Origin of the sequence: Cyanobium gracile UHCC 0139, from assembly GCF_034931325.1 — a bacterium.
Taxonomy (GTDB): Bacteria; Cyanobacteriota; Cyanobacteriia; order PCC-6307; family Cyanobiaceae; genus Cyanobium; species Cyanobium gracile_B.
Window position 1 is genome coordinate 28,668 of record NZ_JAYGHX010000006.1, and the last position, 17,710, is coordinate 46,377.

The window sequence follows — 17,710 nt, forward strand, 5'->3', positions numbered from 1 at the left end:
GCTCAGGTGCCAATCCCGACATGGCCTCGACCCCTTCCAGCGAGCTGGGCTGGCTCACGCATGAGTTGCGCCAGTCCATCTCCCCTTGCCACTTCCGCTTCGAGTGGAGCAATGCCCGCCAGGGCCACAAGTTGCTGCTGGCCGGCGACTGGAGCCGGCGCCGAACGCACACCACGCGCACCATCCACGGGGTCGACGGCGTGCCGATCCGCAAGGGCCCAGGACCCTTGAGCACCATCGAGCGGCAACTGGCCCTGGCCGCAGGCCTGGGGCTGGTCCGCACCTGGCTTGATGGCGGCGACACCCGCCAGCGGCGTCGTCCTGCCTTCCAGCCCTGCCATGCCCTCCTGGACCGGCAACGACGGGTTCTCGTCGATCACGTCCGTGGTCGCTCCTGCGGGTTCGCCCGCAAGCGAAAGCTGCTTCGCCATAGCCAGGCCCTCTTTGAGTGGCTGGACCTAAGAGGCCTGGCCCTCGACAGCCCCAACGTCCTGGCCTGGGCGGGGGATGGCGTGAGCCGGGATACGGCCAACTACTCGGATCGGCTCTTCGTCGGCCAGTGGGCGATCGAGCTGAACGGCCAGGCCTGGGTCGTGCCGAAGCATCGACGTGCCCAGACCCCCAAGGTCAAGCGCGCGTTCACGGAGGCGGCCACCGACAGCGATGTCGAGGAGATCTTCGGTCTGATCAGCGACCCCGTCGCTCAGGCGTTCTGCCGGGTGGTCGCCGCCACGGGTTGCCGTCCCAGCGAAGTCCCCTTCTTCGACTGGGAGACCTGGGAGCGACTGGAGCGACCCATGGAGCTGCAGGGGTTTTCGCCGAAGGTCAAGAAGGAGTTCGTCGCCGCCGTGCATCCCCGTCGGTGGCTCGCCGATCTGGACCACTCCCTGTTGCGCGTTCCTGGAATCGACCCAACGGACCGGTCTCCTAGCGAGGAAGTGGCGGAGCGGAACACCCGCCATTCCTCGCGGCTGCTCAAGCTGGTCCACAAGGATCTGGCCGCGGCAGGGTTCACCTGCCTGCCGACGTGGACGGATCTGCGGCACCTGTGGACGATCCGAGCCCAAGCCGATGGCCTGGACCGCAAGACCGCTGCGCTGGCCCAGGCGCACAGCGAGCGGATGGCCGCCGAGGTCTACCTGCGCCATGGCGAGCGACGTCAGGCACTTGCAGGTATCCAGCGGTTTGCTAGTGTTGTTCAAGCGGTCTGATAGCCATGGCGGTCAAAAGCATCCTTCTCAAGGTTTCGCCCGAGGCGCACGCTGGGATTCAGGAGGCTGCTGGCCGGCATCAGCGATCCATGCAGGGCGTGTTGGTGGCCTTGATTGAGAGCTGGCTCCAGGCAGGCGGCCCTGACCCTCTTCAGTTCGACGTCGTGAAGCCTCAGCCAGCATCCGGCGCGGCTGTCGATCGTGAAGCTCGCCGCGCGATTGAGGCCTTGGTCGAGCGAGTTAGTGACCTCCAGGAGCAGGTGCTAGGGCTGACGGCCAGTAGGGATCCAGGCCGGTCTGGCTGGGCGGAGAGGGTGGTGTCCGATCTCGGTGTCGGTGTCGAGCGCCGTGGGAGGTCTGGAGGGACACCCTTTGGCTCTGCCGTGGTGGTGACCAAGACCTATGACGGGCAGATACCCCCTGACATGAGGGTGTCTCAGGCTGAACAGCTCGCCTCTTACCAGGCTGGTCTAGGAGGGCTCCCACCGAGCACCGCTGCGAGCGATGAGAGCCTCGCGTATTTGAAAGAACTCGGGACTCGGCCGAGCACCACTGCGGCGCCTCTCGATGTCCACAGTTGATGCTGCGGATCTGCTTTTCGCGACTGGCTACCGAGCGGTTGCGAACTGTGCTGATCGAGGAGGAGGTTGCCGCGCTGCTCTGACCCAATCACCCACCACTTCCCTCCTTTGACGCCATGACCACCACCCGTTCACCCTGGGCCGACCTGATCCCGCCCGACGACATGCCCCACCTTCCGGAATCCCTGGAACTCCCGAGCGCCGCCCTACGGGCCATCGTCGCCGCCTGCTCCGAGGTTGCCGCCCGTAACGCCTTCGACTATCTGGGGTGCGCCGAAACCGCTGAGGTGCTGGCCGCCAGCGTGCCCGACTTGACTCCGGCCGCCGCGGCCGTATTGCTGGGCACCTTGGCTGAGTCCCTGGAGCTGGAGCCCCTGAACTACCCGGAGGACCTGCTTGAGGTCATCCGCGATGAGTCCTGGCCCGATGCGTTTGATGTGGACAAGGAGGACGTGGCCACGGTTGCGGGTGCCATGCGTGAGGCCTTCGACGCCCTGGAGCCCTGCACCTTTCCAGCCCTTCCCGACGATGCGATCGACCCCCGAGCGATCCCGGCCACCCTGAGTCCGCGACCTGCCACCGCCCACGACGTCATAGCCCTCACCGCTTGGACCGCCTTCACCTTCCCCGAACGCCCAAACCCTGAGATCGGCTGGCCGCTGGTGGTTGTCCAAGGCGAGGCCCTGCCGGTGCCCGGCCTGGAGGCGCTGGAGGCCCTGCGCCACTACTCCGCCCTGACCCATGACCCTGTGGAGCCCGGCCACCCCGATTCGTGGGAGGTGCTGCTGGAGCTGCCGCCCCTCGATGCCCAGGCCCTGGCCCGACGTGCCGAAGCCGAGGCCGCCAAGGCTGCCAGCCGCAGCGACCGGATGAGAGCCGAGGAGGCCGCCTACGACGTCGACCGTCTCGCCCGCGAGATCAACCGCGCCAACGCCGCCGCCACCGTTGCCGCGATGCTGGCCCGCGCCAGGCTGACCCGCCCCTGACCGTCAGCACCGGTCGACCCCGTCGCCCCTGGCCTCCCGGCTGGGGGCTTTCTGCTGCTTCCCCCTCTACGCCGTCGCCGTCCTGGGGGAGTAGGAGCCGGTATCCAGCAATTCCCGATTCCTGATAGGAAGCCCGAAGTTACTGGCTACCGCCGCGATGCCGTGCGCGATCTATCAGCCGGGTACCCCTTTGATCCGTGTCCGGTTTTTTCCCACAGCGCGCTCGCTTCCTATAGAGCGAGGGCAAAAAGTGGACACCACCGATCGATCACCGGCTCGCGTTCAGGTTCGGTTCCGCCTTGAAGCACTTCACCCTCGCCCCGCGAGGTCCGCAACGGCTTAGCGACGTCTGCTTGGCTCCGACCTTGCGAAGCAAGCCCCCGATGGTGGCCATCGCCACCGGAGGCAGAACCCCTTTGCGATCACATCCGGGGATCTGGGCCCCCTTGGAGAAGAACCTGGCCCTGAGCAGACGGGCTCGGTCCTCCTTCTCCAGGGTGCTCAGCGCTTCCCATACAGCCATCACCTCCGGTGAAGAGGCGGTGTAGCTGGGAGCCATCAGTAGGCCGTCCAGGTGCAACATGCGAGCCAGGCCGATCTTCTCGACCAGTGACGCGTTGATCCGGTCAGTGGGAAGCCCATCCTCCAGTTCGGTGTCCACCTGATCCTCGTGGGCCTCCAACGCCATGGCCCCAGTGAGGATCTGATACTCCGGCCAGAAGCCTCCAGGGCCCGTCTCTTCTTCAAGGGTGGAAGGCTTGTGGCCATCGGTACTCGCCGCTTTCCGGGGCCCCGCTGACGCGCTGGAGGCCGATTCGACGATGCGGTAGCCCTCGGCCAGCAGCATCCGCCGGAGGACTGATTCTGAGGCAAAGGCCTCGGCCGACTGACGAGCTTCGTAGGCGGTCAGTGCCCCCATGACGGCGGGCGGCAAAGCCTGCAGATCGCCAACGAAGCGCTCCTTTCCAGCCCGCTCCATCAGCTCGGCATAGTGGGCTCCGACCCCGCGCGCTGCGGTGATCCTGTGAGTCTGAGCGGCGTTAGGTACAGCTCGGCGCAGAGACAGGACCCGACGAGGAGCTTTCCGGCAACGGTTGAGCATCTGCACTGCCTCCGCCGGTCCGATGGCATGGTCCTGTAGCACCACCACCAACTGGAAGCGCTCACCAATGAGCGAGACCCCTGAAGTCAAGGCCTGGGTGTGGAGCACCACGTCTAGCGACTCAGCCTGGCCGTCGGGGTCCCTCATGAAGGCTGTGATGGAAGGATCGCCGCTCGTCTCCCCGGTCACCATCAACACACGGGCCTCCGGCCTGCGGCGGCGGATCTCCTCCCCGACCAGCGCTGCCTCCTTAAGCGAGGCAAGTGCGATCCAGACCGGCTGATCCCGCTCGATCTCGTTGTAAGCGAGGGCCAGTGCTTCGCCGTGCCCCATCAGCTCGACATCCTTGGGCCACTGATGGGTCGTGCTGATCAGATGACACCGTCGGCCTGCGATCGCTTCCAGCAGGTCCAGGGTGATGTCGCTGATCGCTGCATCAGCCGCAATGGTCATGACCTTCTGGTGGGCCATCAGCTCGAGAAGGTGGTCGAGTGCCCTACCTCGGGATGCGAAGAGCGATTCAGTGCCGCCGCAGAGTAGGTAGGGCAGGAACTGATCGACTTCGTCCAGTTGCAGAATGGCGAAGGGAAGGTCTCCATTCTTGAGTTCCTTGAGCATGCGCGGGAGTGCCGCTGGAGAAGTTGCTGACTCGCAGCAACAGGTGACTCCAGGCCCCACAACTGGCCAGGTACTGATCACAGAGGACCCCCGAACGCGGACGATCCCGAACTCCGGCCCGTACTTCCCCGCCAGGCTTGCACGATGGGTGGGAGCGATCATTCCCACGCCACAACCCTGCCTCCTCAAGGCCTCCACCACCTGGACCACGGCCTCCGTCTTGGAGGTCCCGGTAGCGCCGGCGAGGGCCACGAGGCGGGTCTTGAGCAACCCCTCGATCACGGCTTCTCCGGTGAAGCAGCCACTGATGATCTGGTCTGGTGAGCGGGTAAGCCGAACCGGGGCATCCAGAGGCTTCGGCTCGAAGCTGTTTGCCTCGCTGAGCTGAGCGAGCAGTATTGGCGGCTGAGGAGCGCTGCGCAGACGCGCGAGACAACGCTGAAGGAGATCGTCAGGGAGAGCCGCGATGGCGGAGTCATCCAGGTCGGAGAGTTCCCTGTAGAGGTCCTGGATCGTGTCGGCGACATCGTCGGTCCCCTTCCCGAGTGACCCATCCCAGAGGCAGACCCTTGCTGTGGCCTTCGTGTCGCGATTGATCGCCCGCGCCAGGCGTTCGGCGTGGATCCGCTCAGCCTCGCCCTTTCCAGCATCGAAGCGGATCGTGATCTTCCGATCGGGACAGCACAGGCGCCGGATCATTGAGCGCAAGCGTGAACTCCGCCTCTGGAACCCACAGGTGATCCCTCCGAGGGCGATAGCGACCTGCCCAGCACTGATCGCCGCCAGCGCCTTCTTGGCTCCCTCCTCGATGAAGATCGGAATCTCTGGGTCCTCGATCACAAGACGCCAGAACAAAGCTGGGGTGTAGGTGAGAGGGTCTATCTCGGTGCCAGCGGGGAGAATTTTGCGCGCCCACTCCAGGGGGACCAGAGGCAGGTAGGTCGGGTCCGTATCGGTCAGCCCGTCAGAGAGATAGCGAAGCTCCTTGCCGCTCTTGTCGAGGATCGGCTTCTCCAGCCTCATCGTGGAGAACACGGCTCGATCCAGGACCTGACCGTTCTTCGAGCCAACCCCGTAGAAAGCCAAGCCACCCGCACGGAGTGAGGCTGAATGCTCCTCGACCAGGGCAATATGCCGGAGCCTGACCGATTGGCCGGGGCGAGTCTCCTCGCGCATTGCGCGTACCTTCTCCTCGATACGGGTGACCTGCTCGGGTGCCATGCCCAAGGAGGTGTTCGCCGCGAGGATCTCGGGGGAGATCCCTGCAAGCTGGGCAGTGTCTGGTCTCGTCTGATCGGACGCAGTCGGGTATTGGAAGACGCCACTACGACCCAGGGCCGACACACCAGGACTGGAGTTCAAGCATCCCGAGGCACCATTCATGGGGGTTGACAGCGTTGGAGTCACCCTACCCATCGTGTTCGGCTCCCATCCTGCCTTCCCCTCCTGTTCCCTGAGATGGCCTTGAGGTCTGAGTCGACAAGATCAGCACCCTTCGCCACAGCCGCCAACACCACTACATCCCCAAAGTTCCCCGCAGTGGGTGTGTGAGGAACGCAGATAGCTTGAGCCCATCGAGCTTCACCGCCCACCGATCAATCTGCCCTTCCCCCGATGCCGTCGACCTGGGCCCTGCCACCAGGCCCAGCGCCGCCACCAGAGTTGGATCAGATCGCCGCCATCGCCCGAGAGCTGAGCAGCACCGGGCTGGTCTGAACTGCTGGCTTTAGCCGCGTCAAGTGGGGGGTAAGTGTCTGACCGATGGGGGGAGTGAAGTGACATTCCGGCACCGCAAGCGATAAGGGGCTCTCACTGAACCCTGTGCCTAGGCCTGCGCCTCAGGGCCTGCCGAGGATCACCCGCACCGCCGCTGCCCGCCTCGACCTCCGCCTTGTAGCGGTCCTGGCTGCGCTCGACGCACCGCTCCGCGAAGTCCAGGTCGTCCATGCCCTGCTCTTCCGGCGTGAGCTGGCCGTAGGCCTCGCCGAGGGCGCCGCCGACCGCCGCGTCCGTCCAGATCCTCTGCAGGATGGCCGGGTGCCGATAGGCCACCCCCCGCGCCCAGCGACCGTCGTCCCTGGCCTGCCGGACCAGCCATGGGCCGAGATCGTCGCCGGCCATCTTGCTTCGCCACGCCAGCCGCCGGAACCGGGCCATCACCGCCCTGGTTCGTCTGGCCTTGATCTGTTTGTCGACGTCTGCCGAGGCCCTGATCGTCACAGCGCCTCCGGCTGTCCGGCCACCAGTCTCCCATCGCCGAGCTGGGCCACGCCCTCCACGACCTCGACCACCTGGGCGACGGGCCCGACATCTGCAGCGGTGCGCCACAACTCAAGACATTCGGCGCAACAGAATGTGAACCGATAAGACTCGGCTCTGAATGCGCCGAAACTCTGCACCAGAATGTGAGCAGCTCTAGCCGCCCCCATGGCCCTGATCGGATACGCCCGTTGCTCCACCGTCCAGCAGGACACGGCGGCCCAGCTCGATGCCCTCGCGGCTGCTGGCGTGCCGAGCGAGCGGATCTACTCCGAACACATCAGTGGTGCCGCGCCGTTCTCGGATCGGGTGCAGCTCCAGGCGGCCCTTGCCGCCCTCGGGCCTGGAGACGTGCTGGTGGTGCCGAAGCTCGATCGGATCGGCCGTTCCATGGAAGATTGCGTCTCCCGAGTCGCTGAGCTGCTGGATCGGGCATGTCACGTGCGCACCCTCGACGGCCGGGTGGACACCCTGGGGCTCGGGAAGATGGCCAAGCTCGTGGTGGGCATCCTGGCGGCCGCAGCCGAGATCGAGCGGGAGCTGCTCCTGGAGCGGACCGAGGAAGGCCGGTTGCGAGCCCTGGCGGCTGGGGTGAAGTTCGGCCGCAAGCACTCCTACAAGCCAGCCCAGGCAGCGCACGTGAAGGAGCTGGCCGCCCAGGGGCTGCCCCACCGCAAGGTGGCGGCCATGGTGGGCCTCTCCGCCACCACGGTGCGGCGGATCCTGCAGGAGGTTTAATGCCCCGAATCCAGGTGGCAATCGTCATACTCCCCCGACTGGCGTCGACCTGATCGCTGCGTGGTTGATCAGCCGGGCCGTCAGGTGTTGAGCTTCCGTCCGACCCGCTGGGAGCGCACCGACCAGCGACTGGAGATCACTAGCGGGGTGCTGGCCATTGATCCGGTTCTGAGGCGTAGGCAGAGCGGACGGCTCAGTGCTGATGGCGGTGGTGCACGTCGCTGACGTGGGGGTGCTCGTGGGCCAGCGGGTCATGGCGGTGGCGATGGCTGTGCCAGAAGGGCTGGCCAGGCTCGAGATCCGCGAGATCCTCCGGTTGGTGGGGATGAAGGTGATGCGCATCGCCGTCGACAGGGGCGTGGAAGTGACGGTGCTGGTGATCAAGTTCGGCATGGCGGTGCCAGTGGCCATGGCTGGATCGCAGCAGCAAGCCTGTGCTGAGCGCCATGGCGGCCGCCGCCAACAGCAGCGATGGACTGAGCGGTGAACCCAGCAGGGCCACTGCCACCAGGGCACCAAGGAAGGGAGCGGTGGAGAAGACCACGGCTTCCCTGGCGGCGCCAAGGGAGGCCAGGGCCACCATGTCGAGCCAGATCGACACGCCATAGCCGAGGCTGCCGATGCCGAGCAGGGCGGCACTCATCCAGACGAACGGAACCGGGTGCCCCTGCAGCTGGGCCACGGCCAGCATCGGCAGGGCCGCCCCGAGGGCCTTGGCGGCGGAGATCTGCAGGGGGTTGCGCAGGCTGAGGCGCTGGGAGAGGTTGTTGTCGATGCCCCAGCACAGGCAGGCCAGGGCGATCCACAGCACGCCCTGCCATTGGCTGCCGCCCAGCGGACCCGCCGAGAGCACCAGGGCTCCGGTGAGCGTCAGGGCGGCCGCCGCCCAGCCGTCACGACCGAGGTGCTCCTTACCCACCCCCACGGCAATCAGCACCGTGAACACCGCCTCCAGGTTGAGCAGCAGCGCCGAGGCCCCCGGGCTGAGCAGCGCCAGGCCCTTGACCAGGGCGATCGGTCCGGCGATGCCGCCCAGCAGGGTGATCAGCCCCAACAGGGGGAGATCCTGCCGCTGGATCGGAGCGTGGCGGCTGGTCGGGGCCTCGGCCACGGCCAGGGGCAGCAGCACCAATGCCGCACCGGCGTACAGCAGACCCGCCACCAGGACGGGGGAAGTCCCGTGGCTCAAGCTGCCGATCAGCGGAGCGCTGGAGCCGAACAGGGCGGCAGCAAGGAGGCCCGCCAACCAGCCGCGGCGCTGTTCTCGCGTCTGGGAGGTCATCAGGATCACCACAGCAACCGGACAGGCTCCTATGCAAACGATGGGTAAGTCAGTTGGAACCGACAGGACAGAAAGTGTTGCTCCGCGCCGCCTGGTGTGCGATGGCGCAACCACCCATGATCGAGCAAACGGAATGCTGTCCCCAAAGTTTCCTGGAGCCTCCCAGGGCTGTAACGCACCACAGGCAAGCCACTGCAAGTGGTGGGGCCATCGTCGGCAAAGGTTGCCAGCAGCAGAGTGCCACCAGGCTTGAGAGCCTGCAGCACGGCCCTGACATAGGCCTGCTGATCGGCGGGGTTGGTGAGGAAATGAAACACCGCCCGGTCATGCCAGACGTCATAGGCATGCTCGGGCAGGGTGGCCGTGAGGATTTCGGCCTCCAGCCACTGCACCGCAGCAGCGCGTGCGCCAAGCCGCTCTCTGGTCAAGGCCAGTGCAGCGCTGGAAAGGTCCAGAACCGTGATCCGTTGATAGCCAAGGTTCAGGAGCTCATCCACAAGCGTGGAGGCACCCCCGCCCACATCGATGATCGCCGCATCCAGTGGTAGGCCGACTGCCTGAAGCAGCCGGAGTGAGGCATCGGCATGGGCTTCGTACCAGCTCAACGACTCAGGGGCCTTGGTGGCGTAGATCGACTCCCAGTGGTTTTTGCTCGTCATGGGCCCACGCAGAGGCTGCTGCTGTCAACAGTTCAGCCGCCCCGCAGCACCGCGCTGAGCCAGGAGAGGTTGATCATCACAATCACGCTGGCGCACAGCCAGCCTGCTGCCTGAAGCCAGAGCGGCGCTCTGAGCTCCCCCATCAGACCGCGCCGCCCGCAGAACCACACCAGCGGGATCACCGCGAAGGGCAACTGCAGCGACAGCACCACCTGGCTCAGCACCAGCAGATTCGTGGTGGCCCGTTCCCCGAACAGGATCACCGTGGCCATCGCCGGGATCAGGGCCAGGCCTCGGGTGAGCAGCCGCCGTTTCCAGTCCGGCAGCCGGATCTGCAGGAACCCCTCCATGACGATCTGGCCGGCCATGGTGGCGGTGAGCGTCGAACTCTGGCCCGCCGCCAGCAGGGCCACGCCGAACAACACGCTCGCCAGCGAGGTGCCCAACATCGGCGTCAGCAACCGGTAGGCCTCGCTCAGGTCCGTGACCGGCTGTGGCAGCCGTCCGTAGAAGCTGCCGGCGGCCAGCACCAGGATCGAGACATTGATCAGAAAGGCCAGGCTGAGGGCGATCAGGGTGTCCCAGGTGCTGAAGGCCAGCGCCCTGCGCTGCGTCCCGCGGCCGCCGGCCCAGAGGCGGGTCTGCACCAGTGAGGAATGCAGATAGAGGTTGTGGGGCATCACCGTGGCCCCGAGAATGCCGGCGGCCAGAAACAACTGCTGGCCGTCCCTGAGGCTGGCGGCCTGGGGAAGAAAGCCCAGGCTCACCTGGCCCCAGTCGGGTTGGAGCAGCAGCATCTCCACCGCAAAGCAGCCGCCCACAAGGGCCACAAGGGCAATCACCAGGGCCTCCAGTCGGCGGATCCCGAAGCGCTGCAGCGCCAGCAGCAACAGGGTGTCGGCGGCCGTGAGGCCCACCCCCCAGGGCAAGGGAAGACCGAAAAGCAGCTGCAGGGCAATGGCGCTGCCCACCAGCTCGGCCAGGTCACAGGCAATGATCGCCACCTCGGCCAGCAGCCAAAGGGGAATCCGGCAGAACCGCGGCAGGAGCTGGCTGCAGGCCTGGGCCAGATCCAGCCGCGTGGCGATGCCCAGCCGGCAGCAGAGCGACTGGAGCACCATCGCCATCAGGCTGGAGAGCCCGATCACCCACAGCAGGCGATAGCCGAACTGGGAACCGGCCGCCAGATCGGTGGCCCAGTTGCCCGGATCCATGTAGCCGACGGCCACCAGGTACCCGGGTCCGAGCACCCGTAGGAACGTGCGCAGCGTGCCCAGGCCGGCAGGCACCTCCACGGCCTGCGTGTCGATGCGGGCGGCGGTGCCGAGCGGTGCATCAGGCATGAAGCGATGCCAGCGGAGCTGGAGGTTAGGGCGAGGGTGGCGTTGGTCCCTTATCGGGGAATGGCTGGCCTGGCAGGGTGATTGCCTGCTCAGAAGTCGCGAGGACCCGTGTAGCCACTGAGATCGGCGAGGGTGTTCAGCGGCTTGACGCCCGAATCCATAACGCCCTTGATCTGCCAGCTGGGATAGCCCTGAACCCCCTGCTGCTTGCACAGCTGCGCCTGGGTGTTGGCACCGTCTTCGGCACATTCGATCACCTGGAGCTTGGCGGCAGCCTCCTTGCCGAAGGCCTCCTTCTGGTCATGGCAGTGGGGGCACCAGTACGCCGTGAACACCCGGGCACCGACGCTGCTCAGATGCTCCGCCAGGGCAATCTTGGCCGGCGAACTGGCGCTGACCACAGCTGGGGCCGCGCGCCCGCTTGCAGCGACAGGCTGGTCCGCCGAGGCCGCCCAGCCCAGCCCCATCAGACCGACAAGGAGGGCTGTCATCACTCCGCGAAAGATCAGCTGGCCAAGGTCGATCCAGCGACCTCCAACAAGGCTCAACAGGAACAGCGCGAGGCTGAGGGCGGCTGACACCACACAGAAGGTGCAGAAGGCCTTGATCTCGAAGACCAGGAGCCCCATCAGCACCAGGCTGAAGACGGCCATGCCGCAGCTGACGAGGAACAGAGCCCACCAGTTGCCCTCCGAGGCAGGGGCCCGCCGACCCCCTCGCAGCAACGGCATCAGGGCCAGCAGGAGCACCGCGCCGTAGGCCAGGAATCCAAACAGAGATAGTGGCTGGCCCAGCAGCGTGCCCCAGGCGCTGCCGAGCACCTTGTCGCAGCCATCGCTACCGCCAGGACAGGACAGGCTGCCGATCCAACCCCACCGCTTGGCGGTGATCGAGCCGGTGTCGATCATGCCGATCGTGGCGAGCACGGCCATGGTGAGGCGCCCCCAGGGCCGGCCTGGCTCCTGGGCGGCCCGACGACTGGACAGGAGCTTGGATGGTGTGGCGCTGCTCACAAGGGGGGGGGAAGGGTGGAGATGCTGCCATTGAAAAGCCTGAAGTGGCTTCAGGGTCAAGGGTCTAGCGTTGCGCCAGGGAGGCTTGTCCGCCCAAGTTGCCAACCCAGGGGGATGAATCCATGCAGATCGGCGAGCTGGCACGGTCCACCGGGGTCAAGATCGAAACCATCCGCTATTACGAACGCGAGCAGTTGTTGCCGGTGCCGCAGCGCACCGATGGCAACTATCGCCTCTATTCGCCGCGGGATGTGGAGCAGTTGCGCTTCATCTGCTACTGCCGCAGCCTTGACATGAGCCTGGAGGAGGTGCGCCTCCTGATAGAGGCGCGGGACGCTCCAGCCGGAAGCTGTCTGACGGTGAATGCCCTGCTGGACGAGAAGATCGCCGAGGTCGATGCCCGCGTGAATGAGTTACACAAACTCCAGGATCAGCTACGGCAGCTCAGAGGGCTTTGTCAGCAACCGGATGAGGTGAAGACCTGTGGCATCCTTATGGAGTTGAACCGTTCGGCTGAAATCGATAAGGCTCAGATCTGATCGTTCCCGACCACGCTCAGCCCTTGACCTTGCCAAGCGTGGGAGTGCGAAGCAGCCGCAGGCCATTCGCGATCACGATCAGGCTGGTGCCCATGTCCGCGAAGACCGCCATCCACATCGTGGCATTTCCGGCCACGGTGAGCACAAGGAAAAGGGCCTTGATTCCCAGTGCCAGCGCGATGTTCTGGCGCAGGATGGTGAAGGTGCGGCGAGAGAGGGCGATCGTTTCCGGTACGCGCATCAGATCGTCGTTCATGATCACCACATCGGCCGCTTCGATGGCGATGTGGGTGCCCGCGGCCCCCATCGCGAAACCGATGTCCGCCTGGGCCAGAGCCGGGGCATCGTTGATGCCATCGCCGGCCATGGCCGCGAATCCATAGCGGGCCTGCAGAGCGGCCACCGCCTCGAGCTTCTCCTGCGGCAGCAGGTTGCTCTTCACCTCATCGATGCCGGCCAGGGCCGCAATCGCACTGGCTGTGGCTGCGTTGTCACCCGTGAGCATCACCGGGGTGACGCCGAGGGCCCGCAGGGCTTCCATGGCCGCCGCCGAGCTGGGCCGAACGGTGTCGGCGACGGCGATCAGGGCGAGCACGCCGCTGTCATCCGCGAGCAGGCTGAGCGAGCGGCCCTGGCGCTCGTGGACCTGCATCGATGCTTCCAGTGCGCTGGAGCAGAGTCCCAGCTCCTCGATCCAGCGGTGGTTGGCCAGCATCAGCGGCCGCCCCGCGATCACGCCGCGCACCCCGCGCCCCGGCAGGGCCTCAAAGGCCTCCACGGCCAGCCGCTCGCCATCAAGGCCTGTGGCCACCGCCCGCGAGACCGGATGGTCGGAGCGCTCCGCCAAGCTGCTGGCCCACTGTTTGAGCGCGTCAGCGTCTGCTCCTTCTTGCTGTGGAGAGAACGCCACCAGCTTGGGCTTGCCCAGGGTGATCGTGCCGGTCTTGTCGAGGGCCAGCGCCTTGATCTTGCGGGCCTCTTCGATGTAGAGGCCGCCCTTGATGATGATGCCGCGACGGGCGGCGGTGGCCAGGCCGCTCACCACCGTGACCGGGGTGGCGATCACCAGCGCGCAGGGGCAGGCGATCACCAGCAGTATCAGGGCCTTGTAGATCCCCTGCATGGGTGTGAACCCCAGCACGGGCGGCGCCAGCAGGGCAACGGCCAGGGCGACCACGAAAACCGCCGGGGTGTAGCGGGCCGCGAAGCGATCGACGAAGCGCTGGATCGGGGCACGGGAGGCCTGGGCTTCCTCCACGGCCTGGATGATGCGCGCCAGGGTGCTGAGCGAGGCAGGTGCCGTCACCTGGATCTCGAGTGCGCCGCCCTGGTTGATCGTGCCCGCAAACACTTCATCACCAGGGCCTTTGTCAACCGGCAGGCTTTCGCCGGTGATCGGGGCCTGGTTGATCGCACTCTCGCCGCTGAGCACCGTGCCATCAAGCGGCAGCCGTTCCCCCGGGCGGACCCGCGCCACATCTCCGATGGCCACAGCACTGGCGGCCACGCGTTGCCAGCGGCCATCGCTCTGGCGGATCTCCGCCTCATCGGGGGCCAGGGCCATCAGGCTGGTGATCGCCTGGCGGGCCCGCTGCACGGCCCGCGCTTCAATCGCCTCAGCCACGGCATAGAGCGCCATCACCATGGCGGCCTCCGGGAAGCGGCCGATCAGGAAGGCGCCCGTGACCGCTACGCTCATCAACGCATTGATGTTGAGCCGGCCCTGGCGCAGGGCGGCCAGGCCCTTGCGAAACACGGAGAAGCCCGCCAGGGCGATCGCGGTGATGGCGATCCCGATCTCCACCAGCTCATGGCCCGGGTAGGCGGGAACGACCAGATGCAGCAGCTCCGCCGTGAGCGCCAGTGCCAGGGAGCCCGCCAGGCGGAGCCGTTCAAGGCGCCGTTCGGCGCGGGTCTGGGCGGCAGAAGGCCGGTGATCGGAGCTGATCGGCTCCGGGTTGAATCCCAGCCGGCGGATCGCAGCAAGGGCGGAGTTGAGCCCTGCGGCTTCGGCATCGATCGCCAGAACGCGCTCGGCCAGCAGGAACCTCAGGCCGCGGATGCCGTCGACACCTGCGAGGGCATGGCGGATCTCGGCTTCCTCGGTGGCGCAATCCATGGCGCTGATCCGAAACCGCGCTTCTCTGCCGCTTGCCGGCTCCGGCTGCGGCTCCATGGGGGCTCCGGCCTTCTGCCCACTGGTTCCGCTGTTGCAGCAATGTTCCGCCATGGTCAGGTCATCCAGGCCCCATCAAACAGCCTGTAGTCACTCCAGGGTCAAGGGTGGGTTGGGGCTGTGTGGCCGCAGGCTGTTGATCAACGCAGCTGGGGACACTCCTGATCCCGCAACGGCTGCATCAGCCCATCGGCTTGCCGGGCCAGCTTGGCTCCAGCCGCCGTGTAGAACCTGAACTGCTGGATGTTGACGTAGAGAACCCGCCGGCTGCGCAGCAGCTGTTCTTCCGCCTTGTGGCGGCACTCGATCAGGGCCTGGTAGTCGATGGTCGTCTCATTGCGGTCGTTGGCATTGGCCCCATCGGCCTGCTGGCTGAGGACCGGGCAGATCCGTTCGCGGGTGGTGCGAACCAGGGCGATTTCGGCCTTCATGGCCTGCTCGGCCAGGGCATGGCGTTGCTCCAGCAGGTTCCGACACACCTCCATATCCGCCGCCATCGCCGGAGCCGCCAGCCACCAAAAGGCCAGCGACAGGGTCAGGACGTGGCGCATGAACGGATCAACCTGATCGAGCTTGTGGCAGTGAGAGAGAGTGTGACTTGCGAAATCGAGAAAGCTCACCTGAAGGCGCACCTTCTCCCCCGAGCGCACCAGCACCGTGTCTTTTCAGCGGCGCTGGGATTGGTCGCGGCCATCTCGGATATCCATCCGATCGGGATCGAAGGGCTGGAAATTGATCACGCCCCCCAGCCCCAAGCCCATCACGATGGCATGGGGCTGGGAGAAGCGGGGCATGTGCTCCGGTTGCGGCAGAAGGTCTTTGGGAGACCTCAGGGGAAATGACGCGAGAAAACACTGGTTCGCCCGGTGGAGGAGAAGGCCAGAACGCTGTAAGACTCTGTTGCTTTGGCCGATTCCATCCCAGGAGAACCCAACACCATTCCCGGTACGGCAAGGCCCACCACCGGGGGGCGACTCCGAAGCAACCTCTTGACATCGGCGGCCGGAACGTGGCCCTCGAGGACATATCCAGCGACCTGGGCGGAATGGCAGGACGCCAGCTGACTGGGGACTCCCAGTCGACGTTTGACACTGTCGGAATCGGCGATGACGACATCTCGCACCTGGAAGCCGTTGTCGCGCATGTGCTGGATCCATCCCTTGCAGCACCCACAACTGGCTGAGCGATACGAGGTGATGGGCACCGGAGCGGTGGCCGCCGCCACTGGCAGGGTTGAGCCAACTCCTGTGGTGACAGCTGTGAGCGCGCTGATGCCGGCGAGCAAGCCAAAGAGAGGCGAAGACCGAAACAAGTGATCGGTGTTCATGGAATGACGATGAGGCTTGCCATTACCTTAAGGTCTCCAGTCAGGAGGAGAGTCAAGCCCTGGAGGGCTGGCATCGGCCGGCGCAGATTTGCTGTGGCCCTGGTCCTTGACTCTCCCGCCAAGGGGAGACCATACGGTGAGTTGCTGTGACCCTGCCGCCATGCGCCCACCACGCTTCACCGCCACCTTGATTGGGCTCGCCTCTGCCCTCAGCCTGGCGGCTCCTGCCCTGGCCCAGATGCCAGGCGGCATGAATCATGAAGGGCACCAAGGCATGCCAGGGATGATGAACAGGCCTGGAATGTCTGCCCCTGCCGGATCCGCCCCGGCCCATGCCGGCCACGCCCATGACGTGGGTCCCGCCGGTGCCACCTACGACCTGCGCTTCATCGATGGGATGGTGCAGCACCACACCGGCGCGCTGCGGATGAGTGAATTCGTCTTCGGCATCGGTGCACCTGGCGTGGGAGCCCTCGGCAAGACGATCTGGCGCGATCAGGCGGGCGAGATCCGGGCCATGGGGCTCTGGCGCAAGGCCTGGTATCCCCAGGCGCCCGTGTATCCCGTGGCCCTAGCCAGCGGCGGCGATCCCGACAGCCTCGCCGGCCTCACCCGCATGAGCCAGGCCCAGATCGATGGTATGCGGATGATGGGTGAGATACCCACCAAGGACAACCGGGTGGTCTGGTTCCTGGAGGGGATGCTCGAGCACCACGGCGGGGCGCTGATCATGGCCCACGACGCCCTGGCCAAGAGCACCAACAGCACGATTCGGCGCTTTGCTCACGGCGTGATCGTGGCCCAGCGGGCCGAGATCATCGAACTGCGACGAATGCTGGCCACCGAAGGCCTGCGCAAGCCGGAGTATAACCGCTACGACGCCCTGTTTGTTCTCTGAATGCGCTCAGCAGGTACGGTTCGCTTTGTCCAAGGCGGGCCTAACCGTGGGCCTGGACATGCCGAAGCGTATGGCAATTTTTAGCCTCTGACAGCGGCCGCAAGTTCACAACTGCAACCTTCTTGTTCGTGTAGCTTTCATGAGTCTCCTTGATTCCCTTCGGTCGGCCTGATTCAGTTGGGCGGCGGCGATGCCGACGTCCTTCGAGTCCAGGGAGCCTGCAACAAACCAATCCCTGAGCAAGCGACGAACAGGGTGAGCACTCCGAGAACTGTGGAGTAATAGGGCTGAAGATTGATGACCCCGAAGTTGCCCGTATGCAGCTTCATCAACCAGAAGGCTTCGATGTCGCGGGCCGAAAGGGCACCATAGAGCGAACCGGACAGGGCCGTGATCAGCAGTGGTAGAGCGGCCATGGGCACGAGGCTGCGATGCACCCGTCGTAGCAAGTGTCGGCGGTTCATTCGTTCTGAAGCGCTTTGTGGAGCATCTGCTCATTGGCACAAGGCATCCACAGGGAGCCCATCGCAAAAGCACCCTTGCACTTGAGCTCAGCAGCGCGCTTTTCGGCTTCCTGCTTGGTCTTGAACATGCCCTTCATATGGGCCGCAGCCGGTGGGATGGTGAGAAGCGGGCAGAAGGCTGCCGCTGCCAAGGACGCCAGAAGGGCCCACCGGTAGCAGGGCAACAGGCGACCGGTGTGGCGCTGGCTCATCGGGTGGATGCTGCGGGGGTCAAGGAAACGGGCGCGAGAGCGGGTCATTTCTCCTTGGAGACGGCCTTCTGATACGCATCGAAGTTCTGACATGGCATCCAGTCCTTGCCCATCGCAAAGACACCGCTGCACTTCAACTCCTTGGCACGCTGTTCCGCAGCGGCTTTGCTCGGGAACATGTCGTAGTCCTGGGCGCTGGCGGCCATGGGAGCAAGGACAATGCCTGAGAGAAGCAGGAATGAGAAGGAAAGGCGGTTCACGGG

The 17,710-nt window shown here is 65.6% G+C and carries 19 protein-coding genes; 6 read left to right on the top strand and 13 right to left on the bottom strand.

All coding sequences use genetic code 11. From position 1 onward, the window contains the following. Positions 1–131 precede the first annotated feature (131 nt). From VB738_RS10500 to VB738_RS10510, 3 genes are all read left to right on the top strand, one after another. The gene (locus VB738_RS10500; protein ID WP_323305707.1) at positions 132–1,211 is read left to right on the top strand and encodes a hypothetical protein; all 1,080 of its coding nucleotides are present in this window, start codon (positions 132–134) and stop codon (positions 1,209–1,211) included. Between the two features lie 5 nt (positions 1,212–1,216). Beyond that, positions 1,217–1,792, top strand: coding sequence for a hypothetical protein (locus tag VB738_RS10505; protein ID WP_323305708.1), 576 nt, complete (start codon positions 1,217–1,219; stop codon positions 1,790–1,792). A 116-nt stretch (positions 1,793–1,908) separates the two neighbouring features. Beyond that, the gene (locus tag VB738_RS10510; RefSeq protein ID WP_323305709.1) at positions 1,909–2,778 is read left to right on the top strand and encodes a hypothetical protein; all 870 of its coding nucleotides are present in this window, start codon (positions 1,909–1,911) and stop codon (positions 2,776–2,778) included. A gap of 268 nt (positions 2,779–3,046) precedes the next feature. On the opposite strand, the gene VB738_RS10515 is transcribed toward VB738_RS10510, so the two are convergent. Together VB738_RS10515 and VB738_RS10520 are read right to left on the bottom strand one after the other, a co-directional pair. Then, entirely contained in the window at positions 3,047–5,719 is a 2,673-nt protein-coding gene (locus VB738_RS10515; RefSeq protein WP_323305710.1) for a DUF3854 domain-containing protein, read from the bottom strand. A 588-nt stretch (positions 5,720–6,307) separates the two neighbouring features. Next, positions 6,308–6,655, bottom strand: a complete 348-nt coding sequence (locus VB738_RS10520; protein ID WP_323305711.1) for a hypothetical protein — start codon at positions 6,653–6,655, stop codon at positions 6,308–6,310. A gap of 270 nt (positions 6,656–6,925) precedes the next feature. Between VB738_RS10520 and VB738_RS10525 the strand changes: the two genes are divergently transcribed. Beyond that, the gene (locus VB738_RS10525; RefSeq protein ID WP_323305712.1) at positions 6,926–7,495 is read left to right on the top strand and encodes a recombinase family protein; all 570 of its coding nucleotides are present in this window, start codon (positions 6,926–6,928) and stop codon (positions 7,493–7,495) included. A 193-nt stretch (positions 7,496–7,688) separates the two neighbouring features. Here VB738_RS10525 and VB738_RS10530 read toward each other — a convergent pair whose 3' ends face one another. The 4 genes from VB738_RS10530 to VB738_RS10545 all read right to left on the bottom strand — a co-directional run bounded on the left by VB738_RS10530 (position 7,689) and on the right by VB738_RS10545 (position 11,711). After that, positions 7,689–8,777 carry a DMT family transporter gene (locus VB738_RS10530; RefSeq protein ID WP_323305713.1) on the bottom strand — a complete coding sequence of 363 codons (1,089 nt, stop codon included), beginning with the start codon at positions 8,775–8,777 and terminating at the stop codon, positions 7,689–7,691. 29 nt (positions 8,778–8,806) lie between these two features. Beyond that, positions 8,807–9,436, bottom strand: a complete 630-nt coding sequence (locus VB738_RS10535; RefSeq protein WP_323305714.1) for a class I SAM-dependent methyltransferase — start codon at positions 9,434–9,436, stop codon at positions 8,807–8,809. Between the two features lie 32 nt (positions 9,437–9,468). Then, on the bottom strand, positions 9,469–10,779 hold the full coding sequence (locus tag VB738_RS10540; protein ID WP_323305715.1) for an Nramp family divalent metal transporter: 1,311 nt from the start codon (positions 10,777–10,779) through the stop codon (positions 9,469–9,471). 89 nt (positions 10,780–10,868) lie between these two features. Further along, positions 10,869–11,711 (bottom strand): vitamin K epoxide reductase family protein, encoded by an 843-nt coding sequence (locus VB738_RS10545; protein WP_416233173.1) that lies wholly within the window; start codon positions 11,709–11,711, stop codon positions 10,869–10,871. 203 nt (positions 11,712–11,914) lie between these two features. Between VB738_RS10545 and cadR the strand changes: the two genes are divergently transcribed. Next, positions 11,915–12,331 carry a Cd(II)/Pb(II)-responsive transcriptional regulator gene (gene cadR, locus VB738_RS10550; RefSeq protein ID WP_323305717.1) on the top strand — a complete coding sequence of 139 codons (417 nt, stop codon included), beginning with the start codon at positions 11,915–11,917 and terminating at the stop codon, positions 12,329–12,331. 16 nt (positions 12,332–12,347) lie between these two features. Here the strand turns inward: cadR and VB738_RS10555 are convergent, their stop codons facing one another. The 4 genes from VB738_RS10555 to VB738_RS10570 form a co-directional block, all read right to left on the bottom strand. Continuing rightward, entirely contained in the window at positions 12,348–14,450 is a 2,103-nt protein-coding gene (locus VB738_RS10555) for a heavy metal translocating P-type ATPase (RefSeq protein ID WP_323305718.1), read from the bottom strand. 197 nt (positions 14,451–14,647) lie between these two features. Continuing rightward, the gene (locus VB738_RS10560) at positions 14,648–15,058 is read right to left on the bottom strand and encodes a hypothetical protein (RefSeq protein WP_143594055.1); all 411 of its coding nucleotides are present in this window, start codon (positions 15,056–15,058) and stop codon (positions 14,648–14,650) included. A 114-nt stretch (positions 15,059–15,172) separates the two neighbouring features. Then, on the bottom strand, positions 15,173–15,301 hold the full coding sequence (locus VB738_RS10565; RefSeq protein ID WP_323305719.1) for a hypothetical protein: 129 nt from the start codon (positions 15,299–15,301) through the stop codon (positions 15,173–15,175). 35 nt (positions 15,302–15,336) lie between these two features. Then, positions 15,337–15,834 (bottom strand): DUF411 domain-containing protein, encoded by a 498-nt coding sequence (locus VB738_RS10570; RefSeq protein ID WP_323305720.1) that lies wholly within the window; start codon positions 15,832–15,834, stop codon positions 15,337–15,339. A gap of 160 nt (positions 15,835–15,994) precedes the next feature. On the opposite strand from VB738_RS10570, the gene VB738_RS10575 reads away from it, so the two are divergent. Beyond that, on the top strand, positions 15,995–16,732 hold the full coding sequence (locus tag VB738_RS10575) for a DUF305 domain-containing protein (RefSeq protein ID WP_094585094.1): 738 nt from the start codon (positions 15,995–15,997) through the stop codon (positions 16,730–16,732). A 173-nt stretch (positions 16,733–16,905) separates the two neighbouring features. Here VB738_RS10575 and VB738_RS10580 read toward each other — a convergent pair whose 3' ends face one another. From VB738_RS10580 to VB738_RS10590, 3 genes are read right to left on the bottom strand one after another with little or no spacing between them, the layout of a single operon-like run. Then, positions 16,906–17,196, bottom strand: a complete 291-nt coding sequence (locus VB738_RS10580) for a hypothetical protein (RefSeq protein WP_323305721.1) — start codon at positions 17,194–17,196, stop codon at positions 16,906–16,908. Continuing rightward, positions 17,193–17,447 carry a DUF3721 domain-containing protein gene (locus tag VB738_RS10585; RefSeq protein ID WP_094585204.1) on the bottom strand — a complete coding sequence of 85 codons (255 nt, stop codon included), beginning with the start codon at positions 17,445–17,447 and terminating at the stop codon, positions 17,193–17,195. The genes VB738_RS10580 and VB738_RS10585 overlap by 4 nt, the downstream gene beginning before the upstream one ends. A 44-nt stretch (positions 17,448–17,491) precedes the next feature. Continuing rightward, positions 17,492–17,707: a DUF3721 domain-containing protein gene (locus VB738_RS10590; protein ID WP_094585092.1), complete on the bottom strand. Its 216-nt coding sequence runs from the start codon at positions 17,705–17,707 to the stop codon at positions 17,492–17,494. Between the last annotated feature and the right edge of the window lie 3 nt (positions 17,708–17,710).